The sequence below is a fragment of the Aquisphaera insulae genome (genome assembly GCF_011064615.1).
Taxonomy (GTDB): Bacteria; Planctomycetota; Planctomycetia; order Isosphaerales; family Isosphaeraceae; genus Aquisphaera; species Aquisphaera insulae.
This window is the reverse complement of record NZ_JAALJH010000002.1, coordinates 32272-57297: the sequence shown is the minus strand read 5'-3', so window position 1 is coordinate 57297 and position 25026 is coordinate 32272. Positions and strand designations below refer to the sequence as shown.

Genomic DNA, 25026 nt, shown 5'->3' with positions numbered 1-25026 from the left:
GGCCCCCGAACGGGTCGGTCCCGGCAGTCTCCCTCGGCGAGGAATCCATGGCGAAGCGCGTTGTCCTGGCGATGAGCGGAGGGGTCGACAGCTCGGTCGCCGCCCTCCTGCTGAAGTCCCAGGGATACGACGTGATCGGCCTGTTCATGAGGACCGGCAGCCACGCCGAGGACGCCGAGCGGCGGGCGAAGACCTGCTGCAGCGTCGCCGACTCGCTCGACGCGCGGGGCGTGGCCGACCGCCTGGACATCCCCTTCTACGCGCTCGACTTCGAGGACGACTTCGGTCGCATCAAGGATTACTTCGCCGACGAGTACCTCGCCGGGCGGACCCCCAATCCCTGCGTGATGTGCAACATCTGGTTGAAGTTCGGCAAGCTCTGGAGCTACGGCAAGCAGGTCGGCGCCGATCACGTCGCGACCGGGCACTACGCGCGGATCGTCCCCGCGGATGACGGCACGCTCCGCGTCGCCCGCGGGATCGACCGCAACAAGGACCAGTCGTACGTCCTCTCCGGACTCCGCCCCGAGGTGCTCCGCCACGTCCTCTTCCCCGTCGGCGACCGCCCGAAGGCCGAGATCCGCGAGCTGGCTCGCAGCCACCACCTCCCGGTGCACGACAAGGCCGAGAGCCAGGAGATCTGCTTCGTGCCGGATGACGACTATCTCCGCCTTGTCCGGCAGATGCGTCCGGGCCTCGACACGTCCGGCCCGATGGTCGACCTGTCCGGCAACCAGGTCGGCACCCATCCCGGCATCGAGGGCTTCACGATCGGCCAGCGGCGCGGGCTCGGGATCACGTTCGGCGAGCCCCGATACGTCGTCCAGATCGAACCGGCCACCAGCACCGTCACCATCGGCCACCGCGCATCCCTGCTTCGGGACGGACTGGAGGCGTCCCGTTTCAACTGGCTGGGGCCAGAGCCGACCGCCGAGACCTCCTGTTTCGCCCAGATCCGCGCCCGTCATGCCGCCGTCCCGGCCAGGGTCACTCCCCTGCCCGATCGTCGAGTACGCATCCACTTCGAATCGCCCCAGTCCGCCGTAAGCCCTGGGCAGGTCGTGACGCTCTACGAGGGAGACCTGGTGCTGGGCGGCGGATGGATCGAGCGGGGAATCTGACCTGACGAGATGCCGCGAGAGACGCCCCACGCTCCGACGACAGGGTGTGCCTTGCCGATTTTTCCGATCGGCACTATTCTTTGATCGGTGGGGCGAATGCAACGGAGCGACAACCCGCCTTCGATCGGCTGGAAACCTCCTCGATCGCATGGAGCCACCGGCCCATGCTCCCCTGCCCTGCCCTGCGTCTCGGTGACATGAGGTCCCGAGTCCCTCCCTCAAGAGAAATCACGAGCATGTCGAGCTTCAGCCTGATCATCCTGGTCTCGTCCGGCGATCAGCAGGTCAAGGACGTCGTTGCGGCCTACGAGGAGGAGCTCGAGGCGCGGTTCGGGGCGGGATGCGTTGAGCTGATCCACGCAGGGCGGGTCGATCCTCGCTCGTCGGCGGAACAGGGATCGGCCGGCGTGACCGTGGAGGCCTCCGGCGGCGAGGTGGAGGCCATGCGGGCGGCGATCCGGGTGGCGACCGGGGATGTCATCATCGTGCTCGATCCTCGCCGCTCCTACTCGCCCCGTGCGATCGTCGACCTGGTCGACGCGCTGAAGGCGTCGGATTCGGTGCTGGCGATCGGTGTCCCGCGCCGGGCTCCTTCGATGACCATGAGCCGGTCGGTCTCGCACCGCCTCTGGACGCTCGGCGGTCAGGCCGCGCTGGGGACCTCGGACGCATTCTCGGGATTGATGGCCGTGCGTCGGGATCACATCGAGGCGACGCCCCGGGCGCCACACCCTGCGCGGGGGTCGCGGGCCGCGCTGGACCTCATCACCTGGCCCTGCCCCGACCATGTCGACGTCCCCATCGAGACCCTCGCCGGCGATCGGCCGGAGTTCCGCACGGCCGGCCTGAATGACCTCCGCCAGTTGAAGCGGGTCGTCGACCAGCGGTTCGGGACCTTCTCCCGGCTCGTCCAGTTTTGCATGGTGGGTGCCTCCGGGATGGTGGTGGACCTCACCCTCTACGCGCTCTTCCAGGCGGGCTTCCGCAGGTCGGGGGCGAGCCTGGATTCCGCCGGCTTCTCGTGGGCGCTGGCCACCGCCCGGACCCTGGCGATCCTGGTGGCCATGGTCTGGAACTTCACGCTCAACCGCCGCCTCACGTTCAATGACTCTCGTGAAGGCTCCATCGCCCGCCAGTTCCTCACCTACGCGATGGGCAATGCGCTCGCGATGCTGGTCAGCCTCACGCTGAGCCTCGTCCTCCCGGCCTACATCCCGTTCTTCGACGACCACAAGCTGGCGGCGGCGGTGGTCGGGATCGTCCTGGCGACGGGCATCAGCTTCTCGATGTCGCGCTGGGTCGTGTTCAACCGCCGGCCGGAGGACTCCGCCCCCGAGGCGGGGGGACCGGTCACCGCCCCGAGAGAACGGGCTCCGATCGAGCCGGCCGGGGTTTCCTGATCGACGGCCAGGGCGGCCACGCGGCCGTGGCAGCAACCAGCGCAATCGCGGGGACGATGGGCGCCCGCATCCGCAGATCGGTCCAGAAGAAGAAATGGACGATCGTCAGCCCGAGGATCGCCGCCGGGGCCGCCACCCGCGGCCAGCTCCAGGTTCCCGGGCACAGAAGCCCGAGGAGCAGGGCTGCCCACAGGAGGACGGTCCAGAGGGCGGTGAGGACGCGGACGCGAGCCGGGTAGACGGCCGTGGCCGGCGCCAGGCTCCAGAACCGGGCGGCCCGATCCAGGCAGGCCCGGGCGAAGGCGGCCGGTCGTTCCTTCGCCAGCCGGAGGGCCGAGTCTCGGAGGAAGCGATCGGCCTCTGGCTCTGTCATGCCGTTCGTGGTTCGATTGACCGAATCCCACCAGTTCCATTGCTCCGCCCCGCTCCAGACCCCATCGCCCTCGGCGTCGAGGACGTCCCGGTAGTACGTCGGATTGTTGGCCAGCGCGAGCGTGTATCCGCCGTGGGTCGTCGTCCAGACCGCCTCTCCCAGGGCCAGCCTGTTCCGGATTGCCCAGGGCACGAGGACCGCGACCAGGAGCGCCATCACGACCAGGCCGCGGGCCGCTCGATCCCGAACCGAACCCGGGCTGGAGGCCATGATCCCGGCCACGGCGACGCCGGCGCCCGGCAAGAGGCTGGGGCGGCAAAGGGCCGAGAGTCCCAGGAAGATTCCTCCCTCGACGAGCCCGCGAGGACCTTGCCTGGCGAAGGACGCGACCGCGGACACGACGAGGAAGGCGCTCAGGGTCTCGGTCATGATGAACCGGGACTGCCAGGCGAGCACGGGATCGCAGGCCGCGATCAACCCCGCGATCAGAGCACGGCGATCGGTCAGGCCCCAGCGGCGAGCCGCCAGCGTCGTCTGCCAGATCGTCGCCGCTCCGAGTGCCAGGTGGAGGGCCGCGATGACGGGAACGGGATTCGGATCGGCGAGGCGGACGATCGGCGCCAGGACCAGGGGATACAGGGGCGGCCGATAGGCCGTGGGGCGGCCCTTCCACGCCAGACCGTCGCCGCGGGCGAGCGAACGCGCCAGCGGGAGGTAGTTGTCGGGATCCTCGAACGCGCCGGCCCCACTCGCCATGGCGGCCCCCCGGATTGCCAGCCCGATCAGGACCGGGCCGAGGACCGTCCATGATCGGGACAACCAGAGTCGCGTCGGAGCGTGCATACGGCGGCCATCATCCTGCTGGACCGGCGATCCGACGGGCGGGCCCGAACCCCGGCGGAAACTCGCGAGTCATTCCCTATAATAGTCCGGACGTCGCATGACGCCACCGGCCTCGATCCCCCAGCCGCCCGGATCTCCCTCGCATGAGCAGCCCGAAAGCCCCCCTCATCCTCCTGATCCATCCGATGAAGGAGGCCGGCCTGCGGATCCTTCGCGAGGCGGGCGAGGTCCGCATGGCCACCGGCAACGACCCGGCGACGATCCGCCGCGAGGTCGCGGGGGCTCGGGCCGTCATCATCCGGACCGGCGGCAAGATCGATGCGGCGGTCCTGGACGCCGCCGGCAAGGAGCTGAAGGTCGTCGGCCGGCACGGCGTGGGATACGATCAGATCGACATCCCGGCCGCCACGGCCCGGGGGATCCAGGTCGTCTACACTCCGGGCGCCAACACGGAGAGCGTGGCCGAGCACGTCTTCGCCCTGTTCATCGGCCTCTCCAAGCACTTCCCCCGCATGACCTCGGAGCTGGCGAAGGGAAATTACCACGCGCGAACGAGCGTGGTCGGTCGCGAGATCGCCGGTCGGTCGCTGGGCATCGTCGGCTTCGGCCGGATCGGCCGGCGGGTGGCCGAGGTCGCCCATCTCGCGTTCGGCATGAAGATCCTCTACAACGACATCATCCCCGCGCCGCACGACGTCGAGGTCCGCACCGGGGCCCATCGGGCGAGCTTCCGCGAGGTCCTGGAGGCTTCGGAATACCTCACGATGCACGTCCCGCTCGACGCGAGCACTCGCGGCATGATCGGCCGCGAGGCCCTGGCGCTGATGCGGCCGGACTCGATCCTCGTGAACACCAGCCGCGGGCCCGTGGTGGACGAATCGGCCGTCGCCGAGGCCCTGGATGCCGGCAAGCTCTGGGGCTACGGGGCCGACGTCTATGCCGTGGAGCCGCCGCCGCCGGGCCATCCCCTGATCGGCCGCCCGGACGTCCTGCTCACGCCCCACAGCGCGGCCCAGACCGAGGAAGGGCTGACGAACATGGCCACGATGGTCGCCCGCGACGTCGTGGCCGTGCTCCGCGGCGTGCCCCCCGAGTCCCCGGTCAACGACCCGTTCGACGTCGAGCACGTCCGGCGATCGCTGGGCCTGCCGCCGCTCTACGCGGGCGATCGTTGAACGCGACAGACTGTCGTCACCTCTCCGGAGTGGCCTGGGCGACCCTCGCGGTACTCCTGGACTTCTCGAGAGCCTTCGTCAGGAAGTCAACAAAGACGTTGGGCTCGTTGTAGCCGCCCATCGCGGACACGACATTGCCCTCGGGCGTGAGCACGACATAGAACGGATTGGTCGCCTCCTGGGCCAGGTCGAGCTGCCGCTCCTGATTCTTCTCGGCGAGATCCTGCCGCTGGGCGGCGGTGATCGAGTCGATCGGGACGCGATCGGTATAGAGCTGGACGGTGACGAAATCCTGGAGCCGCTTCACGACCTCGGGCTTGGGCAGGACGCTCTTCTCCATCAGCCGGCAGTTCGCGCAGTTCACGCCGGTGAAGTCGATCAGGATCGGCCTCTTCTCGGCCGCGGCCCGCTCCTTCGCCTGATCGAAGCTCATGCCCCAGAGCACGCCGTGGAACGACTTCTGCTCGCGCTCGGCCTGGGCCGGATCGGCGGACGTGGCCTTCACCTCGCCGGCCGGAGCCACGCCGGGCCCCGCCAGAAGCTGGGCCGGCCTCGGCTCGAACTCGGACGAGTCGGGGGGCAGGATGCCGACGATCAGGCGGTCCCAGATGAATCCCTGGGGCGGCCGGCCGAAGAGGGCGGGCGTCATGTACAGGGCCAGGCCCAGGAACATCGTCGCGATGACCATGCGGACCGCGCCGATCTTCACGTCCTCGTAGTCGTGATCGGTCCGGAAGAAGCCGAGCAAGTAAAATCCGCAGACGGCCGACAGGACGATCCAGGCCGTGAGGACCACGTGGGCGTCGAAGAACGCGTTCTCGGGCGTGACCCAGGCGATCTCCGCCGTGTTCAGGAACTTGAGCGCGGCACCGATCTCGACGAGCCCGCCGACGACCTTCACCGTGTTCATCCAGTCTCCGCTCCGGGGCATCTTCTGGAGCAGCCCGGGGCTAAGCGCCAGCACGAAGAACGGCAGCGCGAGGACAGTCGCGAACGTGGCCAGGCCGAGGATCGGATAGAGGAAGTCGCCGCCGGCCGCCATCACGAGCAACCCGCCCACCACCGGGAAGGTGCAGGTGAACGAGGTGATCGTGAGCGTGAGGGCCATGAAGATCACGCCGACGAGGCCCCCCCTGCTCTCGCCCTTCGCGGAGGCGTTGAGGAGGAAGCTCGGCAGGCGGATCTCGAAGAGCCCCAGCAGGCTGAGCCCGAAGCCGAGGAAGACGACCGCGACGAAGATGTTGAGCCAGGGATTGTTCGCCATGGTCTGGAGGAACGACGACGAGAAGAGGAACGAGCAGAGCACGCCGACGGCCGTGAAGATGCCGATGATGGCCAGGCAATACGTGATCGCCAGCTCCGTCGTCTTCCCGCCCGAGGTCTTCGATTGCCCCTGCTTGACGAAGAAGTTGACCGTCACCGGGACCATCGGCCAGACGCACGGCATCACCAGGGCGAAGAGGCCGCCCAGTGCGGAGGCCAGCAGGAACGGGATCAGGCCCTCGTTCTTCTTGCGGGCGATCTCGCTGAGCGTCGCGTCCGACTTGACGGCCGCGGGCGCGGCCGCGATGACCGGTGCGGAAGGAGCCGAAGCGGCCGGCGCGGGCGGAGCCGCGGCGGGGGCCGTGGCCGTGGGAGCCGCCGCGGCGACGATGTTCAGCGTCACGTCGGGCAGGGTCCACTGTCCCGACGGGAAGCATGATTTGTCGTTGCAGATCTGGTAGCCGATCTGGCAACGGAGGGTCTTCTTGCCGGGGGCTGCGTCGACGGGGACGGTCAGCGTGGTGCTCCAGGTGACGGCGTCCTCGAAGAACTCGATGATCTTGTTCTCGAAGGCCGGCTCGGGTCGTGCCTGAGGGGCTTGGTCGGGCTTCCAGGTCCCGGAGGGCTTGAGGCCGGCGGGGTCGAAGAAGTCGAACGTCGTGGGGACGGGCCCGTCCGAGGTCTCTCCGTCCTTCGCCACGGCGTAGATGTGCAGCCCCGGCTCGAGCTTCGCCCTAACCTTGTAGGTCACCGTATCGCCGGGATTCGCCTCGACCGGCTCCACCGAGGGCGTCACCGTAACGCCCTTGGGGCGGATACGCGGATTGGTGTCCGGCTTCTTCGGAGCGGGTCCGGCCGAAGTCGCCGGCTTGCTCCCCTCGGCCTGGACCAGAGCCGTCATGGTCGTGGCGAAGATCGCTTCGAGCGGGCCGCGAAACGTCCGGCGAACCTGACCGGGATTGGCCGGCCCCCCGCCGACGATGGTGAGCAAGGCCGGGGGCAGGGTCCAGCGGCCGGGGAAACTGCAATTCTGTGAATTGCAGATCATGTAGCTCGCCTGGAGACGGATCTCCTTCTTGCCGGGACCGGCGTCGGCCGGAACCTCGAGGGGGATGCTCCAGGTGACCTCATCCTCGTAGTAGGAGAAGGCCTTGTTCTCGAAGGCGGGTTCGGCGTGGGACTCCGCCTCCTTCGACGCCTTCCACGATCCGACGACCTTCAGCCCGGCGGGGTCAAAGAGCTCCAGGAGCGTGTTCCGAGGCCCATCGCCGTCCGGCTGTTTTTTCGCATAGGTGTAGATGTGCCAGCCGGGTTTCAGCTTCGCCGTGACCTTGAGCGTGACCGTCTCGCCCGGCTTCGCCTCGGCCGGCTCGACGGACAGGGTGAGGGTCGCGTCCTTCGGCCTCGCCCGCGGGGAGCTGTCCTTCTGCGCGGGCCGGAGGGGCTCGTCCGCCGCCAGGGCCACGGTTGCGGCCAGCAGGAAGCCCATCACGGGCAACAGGCTTGCGACAAGACGAGATCCGGAAACGCGAAAGGGAGGACCGGGACGCATGGGCTGACTCCTCGAGGACTCCACCGCGACCCAACGGTCGGGCCGTGAATACCCAGGAATCATCCTATGGCGTTCAGGTGGGGGCGGCAAGGCGAGCCATCGCCACCCGGCGCAGGGCAGCCGCCCCGTTTCGCCCGGCATGCTCTCGCGGGGTCTCCCCGATCAGAGCGTCTTGGTCCCCGTGATCTTGCTGCCGTCCAGAGTGCTGTTGGTCACGGTCACCGTCGCATTCTGATTGTAGAAGGACGCCCAGCCCTTGGGGCCGTTCCCGCTGATGGTGCTGTTGCTGACCGCGAGGCTGCCGCCGACGGTCGCGAAGGCGGAGCCCTGCGCGACCGCGGTCTGCGTCGCGAAGGTCGACAGGCCGTTGGCCGTCGCCTTCGTGTTCGTCACGGTCGACGCGGTATTGGTGGTGTAGACGCCGGCGCCGAACGCCTGGGACGAGGTCCCGATGGAGCTCGAATTGACCGTATTCTGCGTGATCGTGGAACCGGTAATCGCCAGGGTTCCGCCGGCCGTGTAGATGCCGGAGCCCATGCCGGTCACCGCGTTCCCGGAGGTCAGGTCCACGGCGAAGACGGAGTTCCGCTGGATGACCGATGCGCTGATGTTGGTCGCGGCGTTGAGGGCCACGATGCCGCCGCCGCCGGCCCCACCTGCGCGGCTCACCCGGTTGTCGAGGATCGTGCTGCTCTGGACGTTCAGCGACCCATTCTGGACGAAAACGCCCCCCGCCGCGCCGGTGGCGACGTTGTTGAAGACCCGCACGCCTTGGAGGGTCAGGTTGGCGTTCTGGGCGCCGATACCGGCCCCGATGACGCCACCGCCGTTGGAGACCGTGAGATTCTTCAGGGTGACATTGCCGCCGTCGATCGTGAGGACGCGATCGACCACGGCGCCAATCAGGTTGACGGAGGTGTTCGCCGTCTTCGGCTGGATGGTCAGATCCTGGACCCCGCGAATCTGGATCGCCTGTCGGGTGATGTAGTTGCCCGGCGCCAGAAGGATCGTATTCGCGCCCGGCGTGGCCGCCGCCTGGGCGATGCTCGTGACGAGCTGGCTGACGTTGGAGGCGTTGAAGGTCGCGAGGACGACTCGACCCTCGAGTGCCTCGATTTCCGGGCGGCTCCGCCCCTTGACCACGGATCGGCTCTGGCCCCCCACGGCGCACCTCCTCCTGGCCGGACTCCTCCAGGTGGCGAGCCCGAGCCTATCCTGTTCGCCGAATCCGGGGTTGATGGCGACGTGAAACGGCCCCGGTCAGAAAGGAACTCGGCGGGCGGGAGGATAGCAGGTCGAAGGAACTTGAACAGGCCAATCCGGGAGTTCCGCCCGGTCTGGTGCGGTCATCGGGTGGCCAGTCGCAGCGACTCTCTGAGGCATTCGAGGCTCCGGCGGGCCGTCTCCTCGGCGCCCGGCGAGAAGTCGAAGACCTCCACCGAGACCCAGCGATCATAGCCCGAGTCGACGAGGGCTTTCAGGATCGGCCGGAAGTCGACGTCCCCCATCCCCGGGCCCTGCAGGTTCAGGTCCTGGGCGTGGAAATGGCCCGCATCATGGGCGTACCGGCGGATGAGGGCCGGGACTGACGTTCCATGCTCGCCACTCTGCGCCTTCACGTCCATGTGGAGCTTGAAACGAGGGTGGTTGACCTGCTCCACCAGCTCCATGGCCTGGGCGCAGGTGTTGATGAAATTCGTCTCCGAGGGCGCCAGCGGCTCGAAGCAGAGATCGACGCCGAGATCGCCCACGGCCGGCATGATACGGCGGAACACATCCAGGGCGTATCCCGTCGCCTCGTCGAGGCTCACGCCAGGCAACAAGTCCCTCTGTTTGGGCGAACCCAGGACCATCAGCGAGCCCCCGAGATCGCGGGTCGCCTCCGCGAGCCTGACCAGGTAATCGGCCGTCCTGCGGCGGACGGCCTCGTCCGGGGAGGTCAGGTAGAACCCCTCGGTCCTCGCCAGCAGCCAGTGGAGCCCGATCGTCTCGAGCCCGCTGTCCGCCACGATCGATCGAAGCTCTCGCCGTCGATCCGCCGCAAGCTCGTCAATCCGCGACGCCAGGGTAAACGGGGCAATCTCCAGCCCCTCGTATCCAATCGCCTTGACCGTGCGGCAGACGTCCGCGAAGTCCCAGCCCTCGAAGAGCTCGTTGCAGATCCCCAGGCGAATCATGTCAGGATCCTCTAGTCATCTTCCCGGGTCGCCGACATCCCCGATGCGAGCGACGCGGCCTGGAGCGTGTTCCTCAGCAGCATGGCCACCGTCATCGGGCCGACGCCGCCCGGGACCGGCGTGATCTTCGAGGCGACCCTCGAGACGCCCGAGAAATCGACGTCGCCGCAGAGTGAGCCGTCTGTTCGACGATGGATGCCGACATCGATGACCACGGCTCCCGGCTTGATCCAGTCGGCCGTCACGCACTCCGGTCGGCCCATCGCGACGATCAGGATCTCGGCTTCGCGAGCGATGGCGGCCGCATCCCGGGTCCCGGTGTGGCAGACGGTGACCGTAGCGTCGCCCCCTTCCCCTTTCTGCAAGAGCAAGAGGGCCATCGGCTTGCCCACGAGCTGAGACCTCCCGAGGACCACCGCCCGCGCCCCCCTGGTGGCGATCCTTGCCTCGATCAGGAGCTCGCGGACCCCGAGCGGCGTGCAGGGGACGAATCGGGGGTTCCCCTGGGCGAGCAGGCCCGCATTGGTCGGATGCAGACCATCCACGTCCTTCAGCGGGTCGATCCGCTCGATGACCGAGCGCTCGTCAAATCCTCGCGGCAGCGGAAGCTGCACGAGGATCCCGTGGATCGACGGATCGGCATTGAACCGATCGATCACATCGAACAACTCGCCGCGGCTCGCGGAGGCCGGCAGTCGGACCGTCTCGCCGGTCATCCCCGCGGCCGTGCTTGCATTCTGCTTGTTCTTCACATAGACCTGGCTGGCCGGGTCATCGCCCACGAGGACGACCGCCAGACCGGGGACCACCCCCGTCCGCTCCCTCAGCCGGGCGACATCCCGGGCCACTTCCTGGCGCACGCGATCGGCCAGAGCCTTGCCGTTGATCAGTGCCGCGGTCTCGCTCACGAGTCGACACGCTCCTTGGATGGATTGAGGCTCCGGTCCGGTCCGTCTCTCGCCAACCGGCCGGCCTTGGACGGACAGCTTGGCGTGTCAGGAGGATCAACGCAACGACCCGGGCGCTACATGGTAGCCCCGGGTCGCAGGAAGGACCATATCGGCGGAGTCCGCTCAGTAGGCTCCCCTGCCGACGAGCACAACCAGGACCGTCTGGAAGATGATCCGGATGTCCCCGAGGAGCGTGCGATTGGCGACATACTGACGATCCAGCTCGACCATCTGGGCATAGTCGATATCGCTGCGGCCGCCGACCTGCCACGGCCCCGTCACTCCCGGCATGACCTGGAGCCGGCACGCGTATCCTTCGGGGTCGAGATCGCGGAGCCGATCGCTGTCGCGGAGCTGAAGGGGCCTGGGGCCGACGAGCGTCATCTCGCCACGGATGACGTTGAGAAGCTGAGGCAGCTCGTCCAGGCTCGACCTCCTCAAGAATCGGCCCAGGGGCGTAACCCGGGGGTCGTTCTTCATCTTGAAGAGCACGCCGTTTTCCGACTCGTTGAGCGATTCCAGGTCTTTCAACCGTCGCTCGGCATCCGCCACCATGGTGCGGAACTTCAGGACGTAAAACAGGTTGCCATAACGTCCTCGGCGAAGTTGGCGGAACAGGACCGGTCCCGGAGAATCGAACCGGATCATGAGTGCCACCGCCAGCATGACCGGCGATAGGAGCATCAAACCAACCAACGCACCACTCAGGTCCATGGCACGCTTCATCGTTTCGTAAACGCGATCCATCAAAAGAGTGGGCGAAACATTGCCTTGAATGGCCGCTAACTCCACGTCACGATCCCGGATCGCTCCGACATCCGCGGTCTGGATGTCGCGTCGAGGTTCCCCTGCTGTTGATCCTAATCGGAGGCTCATGGGCTGGTATTCTCCGCGAGGTCCTACCGTAGGCCGTCCGTTCCTTCGGCTCTCTGTGCGTCCTGCAAGGTCTGGTGTCTCAGTTCCGACGGCTGGGAGGGCACTCTGCATTTCTTACTGCGTTGGCTTCAAGTCGCGGACAAGCTAGCACAGAGATCGACCTTTGGTCAACGAAAGGAACCGCCCGTGTTGACTCAGAGATTCATCCTGAACCGAGATTCACGAAGCTCCTGGGGACGTGAGTTCTTTTTTCAACATCCTCGTCTCAATCGTCGAAGGTTGGATGCGAAAACGCAACACTCACAAATACACACACTCACGCACACATCATCCCGCATCAACCCAGCCACCCAGGTGCGATCCCGTCAGCCGGGTCGGTGATGGAGGAGTCTCGGCGGTCGGAGACTTCCCCCTCACGACCTCTTAAGTAATCCATCGCCCGGGAGCCGGCAACCGACTGTTTCTTAGGGATGAATGGGAGGCGTCCCTCGGCCGGGCCGTCGAGGGAGTCCACGGCCCCTGCTCCCTTGGATTCGTCCGACGGTCGCGGCCGAGCCGCACTCAGGCGGCGCTCGAGATCGCACGCGATATCGAGCTGACCGGTCTCGGGATTATCGAGGGACTCGCGCCCTCGGGACCCACCATCGGGTCTGGCAAGCGGAGGAGGTGGGATTCGAACCCACGGTACCCCGGAGGGGTACACCGGTTTTCGAGACCGGCCCTTTCAACCACTCAGGCACCCCTCCCGGGTCGCCAATCAGGTTCGTCCCAGTTTAGATCAAGGACGACGTTCCTGGAAGAACAGACTGAGTATTTCCGCGCATTCGTCCTTGAGGACGCCGCCGAGGATCAGGGCCCTGTGGTTGAGTCGCCGGTCGGTCGCCAGGCGATACAGGCTGTCGAGCGAGCCGGCCTTCGGGTCGGCCGCGCCGTAGACCACCCGGGCGATCCGGGCCTGGACGATGGCCCCCGCGCACATCGGGCACGGCTCCAGGGTCACGTAGAGCGTGCAACCGTCGAGCCTCCACGAACGGAGCGAGCGGCCGGCGAGGGTCATCGCCAGCCGCTCGGCATGGGCGGTCGGGTCGGAGAGCGTCTCGCGGAGGTTGAACGCCTGCGAGAGGATCTCGCCTCCCCGGACGATCAGCGCGCCGACCGGGACCTCCCCCAGGTCGCGTGCCTCCGCGGCGAGCCCGAGGGCGAGCCTCATCATCTGGTGGTCGAATTCCTCCATCTGCAGCCGGCCGCCGTGCGAGATGACTCGATCAGGGCCTGTCGCCCCCCATGTTCAGGGCCAGGAAGAGGAGGGCGGCCACGGCCCCGCCCGCGAAGTCGGCGAGGAGGTAGACGACGAACTTGGTGAGATCGGCCAGCCCCATGATATGCGCCCCGAGGCCGACGGCCGGGTTGAAGGCGCCGCCGGAGACCGGCCCGACCGCGAAGGCGCCGACCAGGACCGTGAAGCCGATGGCCAGGCCGTAGAACGAGTTCCCTTCCGTCCCCTTGGCCGTGGCCGAGTTCAACACGACGTACACCAGGGCGAAGGTGAAGAGGAATTCGGCGAGGAACCAGGCCGGGAGCGGGTAGCTCGTCCCCGCCGCCGCCGGGCCCGGCGCGGGGGTCCCGGACCCCTTGAGATACTGGACGGCCCCGGCGGCGACCGCGGCGGCCGCGAACTGGGCGATCCAGTAGGGGATGGCGTCGGCCCAGGTGCACTTGCCCCGGAGGGTGACTCCCAGCGTCACCGCCGGGTTGTAGTGGCCCCCCGAGAAATGGCCGCCGGCATAGATCATGACCATGAGCGCGGAGCCGATGGCGAGCGGCGCCAGGGCCGCGGCGTCAGGGCTCTTCACGGTCATCCCGACCGTGAAGACGAGGAAGAACGTCCCGATGAATTCCACGACGGCCTTCGCAACAGGCATTGGATCCCCTTTCGAGTTGGATCGTGAGTTGGAGAGGGACTTGTGAACCAGGCCAGTCGCGTGGAGCGGTCCCGGCAGCGGCCCGGCAACAGCCGCCCGCCTCGCCGATCATCCCCAGGAAAGCCAGTTCCGCGAACCGAAATGGTTATAAGCCCCACATGGTGAATTTCCTAGTCTGCCCCGATAAGGATTCCCACCCGGCCTCCCGCGGCGAACCTCGATCGGGCCAGGTGGTCTTCGCTTCGTCGGGAAAACCGGATCGGCCCCGGAGGCAATGGGGAAAAAAAAGAGGGCGTCATCGACGCCCTCGCTCACCAGAGATGGCAGAAGGTTCCAGGCCCGGACGCGTCACTGGAGGACGGTCAGGGCGGATTCCTTCTCGCGAAGTCTGGCCGCTTCCTTGTCCTTCTTCTGGGCCGTGAGCAGGGTCATGCCCATCTTGACCTTGTCGCTGATGGTCTTCTGGGAAAGGCAGGTGTAGAGGCAGAGACGATCGCACTCGACGGTCTGCTTGCGGATCTCACGCGCCTTGGGGCTGTACCAGATCTCCCGGGCCGACGCCTCCTTGATGTTGCCGATCGCCGGGAAGAAGAAGCAGACCTCAATGTCGCCATTGGTTCGGATGAAGAAGTCTCTCATCCCGACACGGCACGGCATGGCCTCGGGCGGGGCCGACTTCTCCCGGAAGTGATCGACCATCAGCGAGATGACCAGGTCCGAGTTGACGATCGGCTCCCCCTTGCGCTTCAGGTCGAGCATCGTGTCGACGACCTTCTGAAGGTCCTCGAGCTCGTCCTCCTCGACCCATAGCTCCTCGTAGGTCTCCGGGGTCCAGCGGTCCATCGGCTGGAAGTTCATGGCCGTGGCGCCGATGTTCTTGGTCCAGTCGACCATCTCGGGCAGGTAGCGGAAGTTCTTCTTGCCGACCGTGGTCTTGATGATGATCGGGAAATCGGCGCCGACCTTTTCCCTCGCCTCGCGGGCATTCTTGATGCCGGAGCTCAGCTTGTCGAAGAGGCCCGGATAGCCGCGGAGGTAGTCGTGGACCTCGGCGGTCGGGGCGTCCACCGAGACGTTCAGGTTCCAGGGATGGGCCTTCGCGAGCTTCTCGGCATTCTTCTCGTTCAGGGCCGACCCGTTGGTGGTGACCCCGGCCAGGATGCCGTTGTCGTGGCAGAATTGCATCAGGTCCAGGAAGCCCTTCTTGATGAAAGGCTCGCCGCCGCTGAAGCTGATCGAGAAGGTGCCGACGAACTCCTTGATGCTCAGGAGCGCCTTCTGCCACTCCTCGATGGACATCTCGTCCTTGTACTTCGGCATCCGCCAGTATTCGCAGTACCGGCACTTCACATTGCAGCGCTCGTTGACGAGGCCGTAGAACGTGACCGGTTTGGTGACATCCCTTCCCCCGTGGAGATACATCTCCTCGGCGAAGTGGTTGTACGTATGCTTGAAGGCCAGCCGGGCGAGCGTGGAGACATTCATGGGGATCGTTTGCTCGTGGCGAGGGTCGATAATTCGTGGGGAACGCGTTCGATCGAGGGCGATTCGGATCGAGGCAATTCACGGCTTACAGGTCCGAATCGCCTAAGGGGATTCGGGGATGGTCGGGTGGTCACGCCCGGATCCGAAGGGATCAGGCATCCGAACCCTGGAACAGCCGGGGAGCCAGGTTGAGAGAGGGATGGACCGGTTGGGCCCGGACCGGAGAGTCATGGGTAGTTGAGCCTGTTCAGGTCGATGACAGCTTATCGGGCTCGCCGGCTCTTTTTCAAGGCCCGGCGACTCCAGTACGCCCGTGAGCAGGGGCCTGTGGCTCCTCCACACCCTCTAATCCACGAAGTTGAGCCATCGTGTCGTTTTTAGGGAACATGCGCCGCCGATTGCTCCGCGGGGCCCCTGCCGTTGGATCGACGCCTCTCGCTCAACCTTCCAGGCGATGGTGAGGGGCGAGCCGGTGCGCTCGCCGCGGCCCCTCTCGACGGGAGAACCGGCCACCATGGATTGCTCCGCTCATAAGTCCTTCGTGCCTCGTGGGATCGGGATAGGCTCTCTTGACCGTCGATGAGGGGCTCGGCATCCTTGAATCGGACCTGACCGGGTCGGACAGGGGAACCGTGGAGGTGCGAGGCATTCCGGCCCTCCCCGATGCACCCACGGCCTCACAGGGAAGCCTCGGTCGTGCCATACAAACCGTAACGGTGCCGGATCATGGTTCGGCGGCAAAGGTTGCGCGGATGGTTGAGGCCCGCGGATCGAGCAAGGACGAAACCGGCGATCAACCGTTCTCCTGGCCCTGGTATGTCCGCGGGCTGGCGGTCGCCTATGTCTTGTCGCTCATGGCAGGTCCAGTCGGCTTCGTCGTGATGGCCGCCGTGTCGGTCTTCCGGATCGCGCGACATGGCCTCGGCGGCGGGGCCGCGTTGACCCTGGCAGTCGCCGTGGCTTGTCCGCTGCTATGCGCGGCTTTCCGGGCATGGTTCAGGAACTGGGGACGGCGACGGTGGCCGGACGCCTGACCGGGTTACGTGACTGCCCGGCGGGGTATCGCCCCATGTCCAGGATCATGGCCTCGCCGGCCGATGAGCGTCGTCAGTGGCCCTCAGGGGAAGCCGATGGAGGTACGACGGATCGTCCCGAACATCCTCCGACGCGTTTCACGACGGCCACCCGTTCGGATCCGAGGGCCTTCGATCGGTGCGGACGCGCGAAATCGGCAACGGCCCGTGAACCTCCGGCCTGGCCGGGGTTATGATCGTCGGCATGAGCACGTCGAACCCGGACGACATGGAGCAACTGCTCGCCCTCGCCGCGGCCGGGGATACGGCGGCGTGGCAGGTCGTGGTGGACCGATACCGCGAGCGGCTGCGGCGGATGATCGCCGTCCGGCTCAACCCCAGGCTGCTGGGGCGGTTCGACCCCTCGGACGTGCTCCAGGAGACCTTCCTGGACGCCTCGATGAGCCTGAAGGGCTACATGGAGCGGCCGAAGCTGCCGTTCCTGCTCTGGCTGCGCTACCTGGCGGCCCACCATCTCGGGCGGATCCACCGCGACCACCTGGGCCGGCAGCGGCGGGACGCGGCCAGGGAGGTGTCGCTCGATCGGCCGGACTGGCAGGCGGTCTCCTCGGAGGCCCTCGCCGGCCAGCTCGTGGACGCCGGCGGCCGGGCGAGCGAGCAGGCGATGCGGCTCGAGCGGAAGCGGCGGCTGATGGAGGCCATCGAGGCCATGGAGCCGCTCGACCGCGAGATCCTCTCGCTCCGCCACTTCGAGCAGATGACCCGCGCGGAATCGGCCCAGACCCTGGGGATCACCGAGGCGGCGGCGGCGAAGCGATACCTCCGCGCCCTCGAGCGGCTCCGCGAGAGCCTGGCCGGCCTGCCGGGCGGACTGGAGGGGCTGTGACGTCGTCCGCCGAGGAGGCCGATTCGAGGGCGGACCTCCTGGACGTCCTCGCGGAGGAGTTCGTCTCGCGGTATCGCCGCGGGGAGCGGCCATCGACGGTCGAATACGAGGAGGAGCATCCGGACCTCGCCTCGAAGATCCGCCTCCTCTTCCCGGCGCTCGTCGAGCTGGAGCAGGCGGGCTCGGCCCCGCCCGCGGCCGCGGTCCGCCCCGCCGTGCCCGGCCGGATCGGCGAGTTCCGGCTGCTCCGCCTGATCGGCGTCGGCGGGATGGGGGTCGTCTACGAGGCATCCCAGGAATCGCTGGGCAGGCGGGTCGCCCTCAAGGTCCTGCCGATCCGGGGCCTCGCCTCGTCGCCGGAACGATTCCTCCGCGAGGCCCGTACCGCGGCCCGGCTCCACCACACGAACATCGTCCCGGTCTTCTCGGTCGGCGAATCGGACGGCGTCCACTATTACGCCATGCAGTTCATCGACGGGCCGAGCCTGGCCCAGATCCTCGACGCCTCGCGAGTCCGCCGCGGGGCCGGCGAGGGCGCCTTCGCCCACACGCGATGGGCCGCGACCGGCCAGGACGGCTCGCCGTCCGACTTCCCCGGCCCCTCCTCGGAGCCGACCCTCGACGGCCTCCACTGGGCCGAGTTGGACGGCCCGCGCAGCCCCCAGGCGTATCGCGACCTGGCGAGGCTGACGGCCCGGGTGGCCTCCGCGCTGGCCTATGCCCACGACCAGGGGGTCCTCCATCGAGACATCAAGCCGTCGAACATCCTGCTCGATGCCCAGGGCACGCCCTGGGTCGTCGACTTCGGCCTGGCGAAGTCCGCCGACGACGAGGACCTGACGCACACCGGCGACCTCGTCGGCACGCTCCGCTACATGGCCCCGGAGCGGTTCCGGGGCCGGGCGGATGCCCGCGCCGACGTGTACTCGCTGGGCGCGACGCTCTACGAGATCCTCTGCCTGCGGCCCGCCTTCCAGGCCGGCGACCGTGTGGCGCTGATCGACGCGATCTGCCGCGGCCGTCCCACCCGCCCGCGGGCCATCGACGCGAGGATCCCGCGCGACCTGGAGACCATCTGCCTGAAGGCGATGGCGAGGGAGCCGGGCGAGCGGTACGCGACGGCCCTGGAATTCGAAGCCGATCTCGAGAGCTTCCTGGCCGACCAGCCGATCCGGGCCCGGCGGGCGACCCTGGCCGACCGGGCGCGGCGATGGTGGCGGCGGGATCCGGCCGAGGCGTCGCTGGCGGCGGCCGTCGCGGTCCTGCTGGTCGCCCTTGCGGCGGGCCTCGTCGCGTTCGCCGCCTGGGCCGAGCGGGCTCGCGAGAATGCGGTGCTTCTCAGCCGGCAGGCGAGCGACGCGGAGGTCGAGCGGACCAGGCAGCTCGCCCGGTCGCTGGCCGACCGGGCGCGGGCCGGCCGCACCAGCCGGCGGCCCGGGCAGCGGTTCGCCAGCCTCGACGCGATCCGCGAGGCCGTCGCGCTGGGACGTCGGACCGGGGAGCCCCCGGAGTTCTTCGACGACCTGCGGAACCAGGCGATCGCCAGCCTGGCCCTCCCCGACATCCGCCTCGGCCCTCCCGCCAACTGGGGCATGCGGCCCCAGACGACCTTCCGGTTCGACGGCGCGATGCAGATCCTCGCCACGTCGGGCCTCGACGGCGCCATCCGCCTGCGCCGCGTCGACGGCAGCCCGATCGCCACCCTGGCCGGATATCCCGGAGAACAGGACCTGCGGCTCGACGAGGCGGGGAAACTCCTCGCCGCCCGATCGTCGTCCGGCGGCCTGCGTGCCTGGGACCTGGCGGGCGGCTCGCCGACGCCGGCTGTCGACCTGCGAGAGGGAGTGGTCGCGCACGACATCCGCCCCGATGGCGGAGAGCTGGCGGTCGCGACCCGGGACGGTGGCATTTCGCTCGTGAGCCCGGTCGGGGGAGACGTCGTCCGTTCCTGGCGAGTGGAGGGCCGCGCCGGTCACGTCGCCTATTCGCCGGACGGACTCTCCCTGGCGATCCCACTATCGGAAGGGATCGCCATCCATGACGCGGCGAGCGGCGGCCGCCGCACCCTCCTGCCGGAGTCGGCGTCGGTCCCGGCGATCGCCTGGCACCCGGGCGGCGAGTATCTCGCCACCCATATGGAGGCGAGGATCGCCGTCTGGGACATCCGCCGGCGGGAGGTGGTCCAGACGTGCAATGCACGCTCGGCCTCGTGGGCGATCGCGTTCACTCGCGACGGCCTGATGCTCGCGAGCGGCGGCTGGGACGGTCTCTGGCGGCTCCACGACCCCGCCGGGGGCCAACTGACGCTCGTCGCCGGCCTCGTCGCCGGCCGTGAGTTCGGCCTCGGGAATCGGCTGGCCATGGGCCCGGCTGGGGCCGAGATGGGGATCGCTGAGGTCATGACGGGGAGCGAATGCCGATCGCTCTTCCGCCTGGGTGGGACTCTGGCCACCCGGGACGCAATCGCGATCCACCCGGACGGGCGGCTGCTCGCGGTCGCGTGGGGGTCCCATGTTGGGCTCTGGGACCTCGCGGACGGGCGGATCGTGGCTGACCTCCCTCGCCCGGCGAGACACCTGGTCTTCTCTCGGAGGGGCGACCTGTTCACTCACGGCCAGGAGGGCCTCTACCGATGGAGGGTGAGGCTCGATCCGGACGGATCACTCCGGGTCGTCGGGCCGGAGAAGCTGACGGAGCTCGTGCCGGGCGGCGACCTTGTCCTGGCGGCCACCAACGACGGCCGGCTGCTGGCGGCGAGCTTTGCCGCGGGGATCGGGGTCATCGAAACGGACCGTCCGGTCCGGGTGACCTGGCTGGGCCCGCAGTCGGACGTGCGGTGCGCGTCGTTCAGCCCGGACGGTCGGCTCGTAGCTGTGGCGAGCTGGCACGGGGGCCGCGGGGTCTGCGTCTACGAGTCCACGACCGGACGCCCCCTGGTGGACTTCCCGGCCGTCGAGAGCACCTCGGCCCGGTTCAGCCCGGACGGTCGATGGCTCGCCGTCACCACCAATGGGCTGGGCAGGCTACGTCGGGTTCCCGACTGGTCGCCGGGGCTCGCCATCGATGGGGTGGTCAACGACTTCAGCAACGATGGCTTGATCGCGACCACCACCATCGAGGGGGCGATCCGCCTGACACGCACCGATTCGGGCCGACAAGTCGCGCGGCTCGAGCCCCCCGACATGCAACGGGTCTACGACCTGGCCTTTTCGCCGGACGGCTCGCGCCTGGTCGTCCGGCACGCGACGGACAACGGACTTTATGTCTGGGACCTGCGGGCAATCCGACGGCAGCTCGCCGAGCTCGGCCTGGACTGGGACGCCCCGCCTCTGCCGTCGGAGACACTCCCACTCGCCCGGCCCATCCGGGTCCTGGAGCCCTCGCCCGGCCTCGCCGGCGGGTGGCCCGTCGAGGAGGCCTGCGCGATCCTGGGGGCTCTGCGCCGGGACGCCTCCGCGGAGGATTTCGAACGGCTCGCGAGGATCGCGCAACGATACAGGGCCTTCGACGTCGCGCTCGGCTGCCTCGACCGCGCGGCCGCCCTCCGTCCCCACCGCGCGGAAACCCACAGCGACCGCGGCCGGATCCTCCTGCGACACCGCCTGGACGCCGCGGCCGCCGCCGCGGCCTACGGCCGGGCCGCGGAGATCGATCCCTCCTGGTGGAGGGCTCGCCTCGGCCGGGCCGAGGCGATGATCGCCGCGAGTCGCGGCGGTGACGTACTGGCCGAGCTGAAGGCCATGTGCGCCGAGCGGCCGTGGGACTTCGCCGCCCGGACGCTGATGTCGGCGGCCCTTGTGGAGGCCGGCCGCCACGCAGAGGCCCTGTCGATGCTGGACTCCATCCTCGCCGCCTATCCTTCGAACCAGCTCGCCAGGCACTGGCGGGCCAGGGCGTTGGAGGCCCTCGGCGACCCGACGCGGGCGCAACTCGACGAGCCGGGGACCAGGTCCCCCCTCGCCGCCAACGACCTCGCCTGGTCCTGGGTCGCCGGGCCCATCGAGCTGCGGAACCCGGAGCTGGCCCTCCCCATGGCGCGACACGCCGTGGCATCCGCCCCGGGCGACGCCGCCTACCGGAACACCCTCGGCCTCACCCTCCACCGCCTGGGCCGCGACGCGGAGGCCGTCGCGGAGCTGCGGGAGAGCCTGCGGCTGGGTCAAGGCGCCGATCTCGCCTTCGACCTCTACCCCCTGGCTCTCGCCCACTGGCGGCTCGGCGACCGGTCGGTCGCCCTGGCGGAATTCCTTCGCGGCCTCGCCTGGCACGCATTCCACCGCTCCGACCTGACCGCCTCCGAGCGTGACGAGCTCTTCGATCTCCTTCTCGAGGCCAGTCTCAGCATGCTGAAGCCCGCCGCTTCGGCCATCGCCGCCGGAAAACCGGTGGCGGGCCAGGCCGTCCGACCACTACCATAGCTGCCGACGACCCCAGTCCCGATCGAGGGCTTGTCGATGCTCGCACCGACTGATCGACCTTCCCCGCACCGTCCTCCCTTTCCTCGGCAAGTCATGCTCGTCGCCCTGATCGCGGCGACGGCCGTTCCCGTCGCCATCGCGGCCGACGTCGATGACGCGGTGAAGCTCTTCCGCAAGGGCGACTACGAGGCGTGCGCCCGGCTCGCGACCCAGGAGATCCGCGAGGGGAATCGCGACGAGGCATGGCCTTCGCTGAAGATCCGCTCCCTGATGGAGACGGGCAAGTACAGCGAGGCCCTGGAGGCCCTGAAGGCCGCGACCCGGCGGGCCCCGGCGAGCCTGGAGCTCTACCTCATGGGTCGAGAGGTCCGCCGGTTCAACGGGCTGGCCGGCGAGGAAGCCCGGGCCATGAAGGACATCGAGGAGCACATCGAGGCCTTCCCGCGGCGCTACGCCACGCCCGAGGGCCAGGTGGCGATCGGCCGGTTCCTCCTGCTCCGCGGCGCCGACCCGAAGAAGGTCCTGGACCAGTGCTACGACGCGGTCCTGAAGCGCGAGCCGGGCTTCGTCGACGCCTACGTGGCCTCGGCCGAGTTGGCGCTCGAGAAGCAGGACCACGCCCTCGCCGCGGAGACACTCCGCAAGGCCCCGGAGGAGGCCGCGCTGGACCCGCGATACCATTATCTGATGGCCCTGGCGTTCGCGGACGACGACCGCGAGGGGGCCGCGAAGGAGGTCGAGGCGGCGCTCAAGCTCAATCCGCGCCACGTCGACTCCCTCCTCCTGAAGGCGGACGCCCTGGTCGACTCCGAGAAGTACGCCGAGGCGGCGAAGGTCCTGGACGCCGTCTCCGCGGTCAATCCGTCGGAGCCGCGGGCCTGGGCCCTCCGGGCGGTGCTCGCCCACCTGCGGAATGACGGGGCCGGGGAGGAGTCGGCGCGGAAATCGGCGCTCGCCCCGTGGCCGGGGAACCCGGAGGTGGACACCCTCATCGGCCGCAAGCTCGCCCAGAAATATCGATTCGCCGAAGCGGCGACCTACCTCCGCAGGGCGACCCTGGCCGATCCGTCCCACATGCCGGCCCGTGTCCAACTCGCCGAGACGCTCCTGCGGCTGGGCGACGAGGAGGAAGGTTGGAAGCTCGCGGGCGAGATTTTCGCCGCCGACGGCTACAACGTGGTCACGTACAACCTGATGACCCTGCACGACCGGCTGGCGAAGTTCCGGACCCTGGAGGATGACGGGCTCGTCGTCCGGATGGATCCCAGGGAGGCGGACCTGTACGGCCCCCGCGTCCTGGCGCTGCTGAAGCGGGCGAAGGCGACGCTCGCGGAGAAATACGGCGTGACGCTCCCGGGGCGGCTGATCATCGAGATCTTCCCCCGGAAGAAGGAATTCGCCGTGCGGACGTTCGGCCTGCCGGGTGCCGACGGGTTCCTCGGCGTCTGCTTCGGCCGGGTCATCACGGCCAACAGCCCTGCCTCACAGGGGGAGTCCCCGTCCAACTGGGAGGCGGTCCTCTGGCACGAGTTGTGCCATTCGATCACGCTCACCAAGACGAGGAACCGGATGCCCCGCTGGCTCAGCGAGGGGATCTCCGTGTACGAGGAAGCCCAGCAGGATCCCGCCTGGAAGACGGCCCTCAACCCCCATTTCCGGGAGATGATCCTGGGAGACGAGCTCACGCCCCTGAGCCAGCTCAGCGCGGCCTTCCTGGCGCCGAAGTCGGCGCAGCACCTTCAGTTCGCCTACTTCGAATCGGCCCTGGCCGTCGAGTTCCTGGTCAAGGCAGCCGGGCTGGACGGGCTCAGGGGGATCCTCGACGACCTGGGCGAGGGGAAGACCCTCAACGAATCGCTGCCGGCGCGGACGCGGATGACGCTAGAGAAGATCGATGGGGACTTCGCGCGCTTCGCCCGCGAGCAGGCCGAGGGCACGGCCCGCGGCCTGACCTGGGAGGACGTGGATCTGCCCGATGGCGTCGGATCGGACGAGGTGGCGGCCTGGCTGAAGTCTCACCCCTCCAGCTACAAGGGCCGCCAGCTCCTGGCCACCCGGCTGATGGCCGAGAAGAAGTGGCCGGAGGCCAAGGCGGTCCTGGTCGACCTGAAGGCGAGATATCCGGAATTCCTCGGCCCCGAGAATCCCTACATGCTGCTGGCGGCCGTGGACAGGCAGACCTCGGACGCCGCCGCCGAGCACGCCGTGCTCGAGGAGCTGGCCGCCCGCGACGCGGACGCCTCGCCGGCCTACCTGCGCCTGATCGAGCTGGACGAGGCCGCCGGCAACTGGGAGGGCGCCGCCCGCGACGCGAACCGGCTGCTGGCGGTCAATCCCCTGATCCCGGCGCCTCACCGGGCCATGGCGAGGGCCGCCGAGCACCTCAACCGCCGGGACGAGGCGATCGCCGCCTGGAAGGCGCTGGCCCTGCTCGACGACACCGACCCGGCCGAGACGCATTTCCGGCTGGCGAGGCTGCTTGGCGAGGCCGGCCGGAAGGACGAGGCTCGCCGCGAGGTCCTGAGGTCGCTCGAGGAGGCCCCGCGGTTCCTCGAGGCCCATCGGCTCCTGCTGGACCTCGTCGGCAACGGCCCGGGTGGGCCGCCAGAGAAGCCCGCCTCGGGGCACATCCACTAATCACCATCGGGAGGCCCGATCATGCCGCGAGCCCGCCGGAAATCTCTCGCCGTCGCCGCCCTCGGGCTGGTCGGCCTCGTCGGCGGGCTCGCCCTGGCCCAGCCCCCCTGGGGTCGCGGCCCCTTCCGCCAGCGGCAGTCCCCCCTCGACGGCATCCCGGCGGACCGTGCCGGCGTCCCCGACTGGAAGGTCGACGAGCGATTCAAGGATGACGTGTTCACCTTCGCCCGCGTCCAGTACAGCTCCCACAGCGGCATGGGCCGTCGCGGCCGAGGCTGGGGAGGCCCGGGCTGGGACACCGACTGGCCCGACAGCGACCTCAATTTCTCCTACCGCCTCCAGCAATTGACCTCGCTCAAGGTCAACCCGAATCCGGTGATCGTGAGGCTGACCGAGGATCGGCTCTTCGACTATCCCTTCATCTACATCATCGAGCCGGGGGGGCTCGTCTTCTCCGACGAGGAGGTCGCCGCGCTCCGCCGCTACCTGCTCAACGGCGGCTTCCTGATGGTGGATGACTTCTGGGGCGAGTACGACTATCAGAACCTCTATCGCGAGCTCAAGCGGGTCTTCCCAGATCGCGAGCCGGAGGAGCTCGACATCTCGCACCCGGTCTTCCAGATGGTCTACCGGCTCAAGGAGCGGCCGCAGGTCCCGAGCATCCACACCTGGCAGTACACGGGCGAGACCTGGGAGGACCACGGCCCCGGCTCGCGCGAGGTCCACTACCGGGGGATCTCCGACGACAAGGGCCGCCTCATGGCCCTGATCTGCCACAACACCGACCTCGGCGACGGCTGGGAGCGCGAGGGGGAGAACGCCGAGTACTTCCACGAGTTCTCGGAGAAGAAGTCGTATCCGATGGGCATCAACATCGTCACCTACGCCATGACCCATTGACCGCAACGCCGCTC

17 protein-coding genes and 1 tRNA gene are annotated in these 25026 nt (G+C 68.4%); 8 read left to right on the top strand and 10 right to left on the bottom strand.

Features of this window, described 5'->3' with window-relative positions:
• The first annotated feature begins 47 nt into the window (after nucleotides 1-47).
• Both mnmA and G6O54_RS01405 read left to right on the top strand, forming a co-directional pair.
• Nucleotides 48-1121, top strand: coding sequence for a tRNA 2-thiouridine(34) synthase MnmA (gene mnmA, locus G6O54_RS01410; protein ID WP_165219433.1), 1074 nt, complete (start codon nucleotides 48-50; stop codon nucleotides 1119-1121).
• A gap of 236 nt (nucleotides 1122-1357) precedes the next feature.
• Nucleotides 1358-2521, top strand: coding sequence for a GtrA family protein (locus tag G6O54_RS01405; protein ID WP_165219431.1), 1164 nt, complete (start codon nucleotides 1358-1360; stop codon nucleotides 2519-2521).
• On the opposite strand, the gene G6O54_RS01400 is transcribed toward G6O54_RS01405, so the two are convergent.
• Nucleotides 2472-3737, bottom strand: coding sequence for an ArnT family glycosyltransferase (locus G6O54_RS01400; protein WP_165219429.1), 1266 nt, complete (start codon nucleotides 3735-3737; stop codon nucleotides 2472-2474). The genes G6O54_RS01405 and G6O54_RS01400 overlap by 50 nt on opposite strands.
• A 143-nt stretch (nucleotides 3738-3880) precedes the next feature.
• On the opposite strand from G6O54_RS01400, the gene G6O54_RS01395 reads away from it, so the two are divergent.
• Nucleotides 3881-4912 (top strand): hydroxyacid dehydrogenase, encoded by a 1032-nt coding sequence (locus G6O54_RS01395; protein WP_165219427.1) that lies wholly within the window; start codon nucleotides 3881-3883, stop codon nucleotides 4910-4912.
• Between the two features lie 16 nt (nucleotides 4913-4928).
• Here the strand turns inward: G6O54_RS01395 and G6O54_RS01390 are convergent, their stop codons facing one another.
• The 9 genes from G6O54_RS01390 to G6O54_RS01350 all read right to left on the bottom strand — a co-directional run bounded on the left by G6O54_RS01390 (nucleotide 4929) and on the right by G6O54_RS01350 (nucleotide 15137).
• Entirely contained in the window at nucleotides 4929-7727 is a 2799-nt protein-coding gene (locus G6O54_RS01390) for a protein-disulfide reductase DsbD family protein (protein ID WP_165219425.1), read from the bottom strand.
• Nucleotides 7728-7889: 162 nt separating this feature from the next.
• Nucleotides 7890-8891 carry a hypothetical protein gene (locus G6O54_RS01385; protein ID WP_165219423.1) on the bottom strand — a complete coding sequence of 334 codons (1002 nt, stop codon included), beginning with the start codon at nucleotides 8889-8891 and terminating at the stop codon, nucleotides 7890-7892.
• 182 nt (nucleotides 8892-9073) lie between these two features.
• Nucleotides 9074-9904, bottom strand: a complete 831-nt coding sequence (locus G6O54_RS01380) for a sugar phosphate isomerase/epimerase family protein (protein ID WP_165219421.1) — start codon at nucleotides 9902-9904, stop codon at nucleotides 9074-9076.
• Nucleotides 9905-9915: 11 nt separating this feature from the next.
• Nucleotides 9916-10812, bottom strand: a complete 897-nt coding sequence (folD, locus tag G6O54_RS01375) for a bifunctional methylenetetrahydrofolate dehydrogenase/methenyltetrahydrofolate cyclohydrolase FolD (RefSeq protein ID WP_165219419.1) — start codon at nucleotides 10810-10812, stop codon at nucleotides 9916-9918.
• A gap of 165 nt (nucleotides 10813-10977) precedes the next feature.
• Nucleotides 10978-11580 (bottom strand): sugar transferase, encoded by a 603-nt coding sequence (locus G6O54_RS01370; RefSeq protein WP_500809978.1) that lies wholly within the window; start codon nucleotides 11578-11580, stop codon nucleotides 10978-10980.
• Between the two features lie 808 nt (nucleotides 11581-12388).
• Nucleotides 12389-12476: transfer RNA gene (locus tag G6O54_RS01365), tRNA-Ser, on the bottom strand.
• A gap of 32 nt (nucleotides 12477-12508) precedes the next feature.
• Nucleotides 12509-12964, bottom strand: a complete 456-nt coding sequence (tadA, locus tag G6O54_RS01360) for a tRNA adenosine(34) deaminase TadA (RefSeq protein ID WP_214654224.1) — start codon at nucleotides 12962-12964, stop codon at nucleotides 12509-12511.
• 31 nt (nucleotides 12965-12995) lie between these two features.
• Nucleotides 12996-13652 (bottom strand): MIP/aquaporin family protein, encoded by a 657-nt coding sequence (locus G6O54_RS01355; RefSeq protein ID WP_165219415.1) that lies wholly within the window; start codon nucleotides 13650-13652, stop codon nucleotides 12996-12998.
• 348 nt (nucleotides 13653-14000) lie between these two features.
• The gene (locus G6O54_RS01350; RefSeq protein ID WP_165219413.1) at nucleotides 14001-15137 is read right to left on the bottom strand and encodes a radical SAM/SPASM domain-containing protein; all 1137 of its coding nucleotides are present in this window, start codon (nucleotides 15135-15137) and stop codon (nucleotides 14001-14003) included.
• A 569-nt stretch (nucleotides 15138-15706) separates the two neighbouring features.
• Here G6O54_RS01350 and G6O54_RS01345 point away from each other — a divergent pair.
• The 5 genes from G6O54_RS01345 (at nucleotide 15707) to G6O54_RS01325 (ending at nucleotide 25012) form a co-directional block, all read left to right on the top strand.
• On the top strand, nucleotides 15707-16171 hold the full coding sequence (locus tag G6O54_RS01345; RefSeq protein ID WP_165219411.1) for a hypothetical protein: 465 nt from the start codon (nucleotides 15707-15709) through the stop codon (nucleotides 16169-16171).
• Nucleotides 16172-16415: 244 nt separating this feature from the next.
• The gene (locus G6O54_RS01340) at nucleotides 16416-17057 is read left to right on the top strand and encodes a sigma-70 family RNA polymerase sigma factor (protein WP_250846663.1); all 642 of its coding nucleotides are present in this window, start codon (nucleotides 16416-16418) and stop codon (nucleotides 17055-17057) included.
• A complete protein-coding gene (locus tag G6O54_RS01335) occupies nucleotides 17054-21475 on the top strand; it encodes a serine/threonine-protein kinase (protein ID WP_165219409.1) in 4422 nt (1473 codons plus the stop codon). The genes G6O54_RS01340 and G6O54_RS01335 overlap by 4 nt, the downstream gene beginning before the upstream one ends.
• Before the next feature lie 93 nt (nucleotides 21476-21568).
• Complete coding sequence (locus tag G6O54_RS01330; RefSeq protein WP_250846662.1) at nucleotides 21569-24112, top strand: tetratricopeptide repeat protein; 2544 nt, start codon at nucleotides 21569-21571, stop codon at nucleotides 24110-24112.
• Nucleotides 24113-24133: 21 nt separating this feature from the next.
• Nucleotides 24134-25012 carry a DUF4159 domain-containing protein gene (locus G6O54_RS01325; RefSeq protein ID WP_165219405.1) on the top strand — a complete coding sequence of 293 codons (879 nt, stop codon included), beginning with the start codon at nucleotides 24134-24136 and terminating at the stop codon, nucleotides 25010-25012.
• Nucleotides 25013-25026 lie beyond the last annotated feature (14 nt).

Coding starts and splice junctions, on each gene's coding strand:
- mnmA (WP_165219433.1), top strand. CDS start 48: ATGGCGAAGCGCGTTGTCCTGGCGATGAGCGGAGGGGTCGACAGCTCG.
- G6O54_RS01405 (WP_165219431.1), top strand. CDS start 1,358: ATGTCGAGCTTCAGCCTGATCATCCTGGTCTCGTCCGGCGATCAGCAG.
- G6O54_RS01400 (WP_165219429.1), bottom strand. CDS start 3,737: ATGCACGCTCCGACGCGACTCTGGTTGTCCCGATCATGGACGGTCCTC.
- G6O54_RS01395 (WP_165219427.1), top strand. CDS start 3,881: ATGAGCAGCCCGAAAGCCCCCCTCATCCTCCTGATCCATCCGATGAAG.
- G6O54_RS01390 (WP_165219425.1), bottom strand. CDS start 7,727: ATGCGTCCCGGTCCTCCCTTTCGCGTTTCCGGATCTCGTCTTGTCGCA.
- G6O54_RS01380 (WP_165219421.1), bottom strand. CDS start 9,904: ATGATTCGCCTGGGGATCTGCAACGAGCTCTTCGAGGGCTGGGACTTC.
- G6O54_RS01370 (WP_500809978.1), bottom strand. CDS start 11,580: ATGAAGCGTGCCATGGACCTGAGTGGTGCGTTGGTTGGTTTGATGCTC.
- tadA (WP_214654224.1), bottom strand. CDS start 12,964: ATGGAGGAATTCGACCACCAGATGATGAGGCTCGCCCTCGGGCTCGCC.
- G6O54_RS01355 (WP_165219415.1), bottom strand. CDS start 13,652: ATGCCTGTTGCGAAGGCCGTCGTGGAATTCATCGGGACGTTCTTCCTC.
- G6O54_RS01350 (WP_165219413.1), bottom strand. CDS start 15,137: ATGAATGTCTCCACGCTCGCCCGGCTGGCCTTCAAGCATACGTACAAC.
- G6O54_RS01340 (WP_250846663.1), top strand. CDS start 16,416: ATGAGCACGTCGAACCCGGACGACATGGAGCAACTGCTCGCCCTCGCC.
- G6O54_RS01330 (WP_250846662.1), top strand. CDS start 21,569: ATGCTCGTCGCCCTGATCGCGGCGACGGCCGTTCCCGTCGCCATCGCG.
- G6O54_RS01325 (WP_165219405.1), top strand. CDS start 24,134: ATGCCGCGAGCCCGCCGGAAATCTCTCGCCGTCGCCGCCCTCGGGCTG.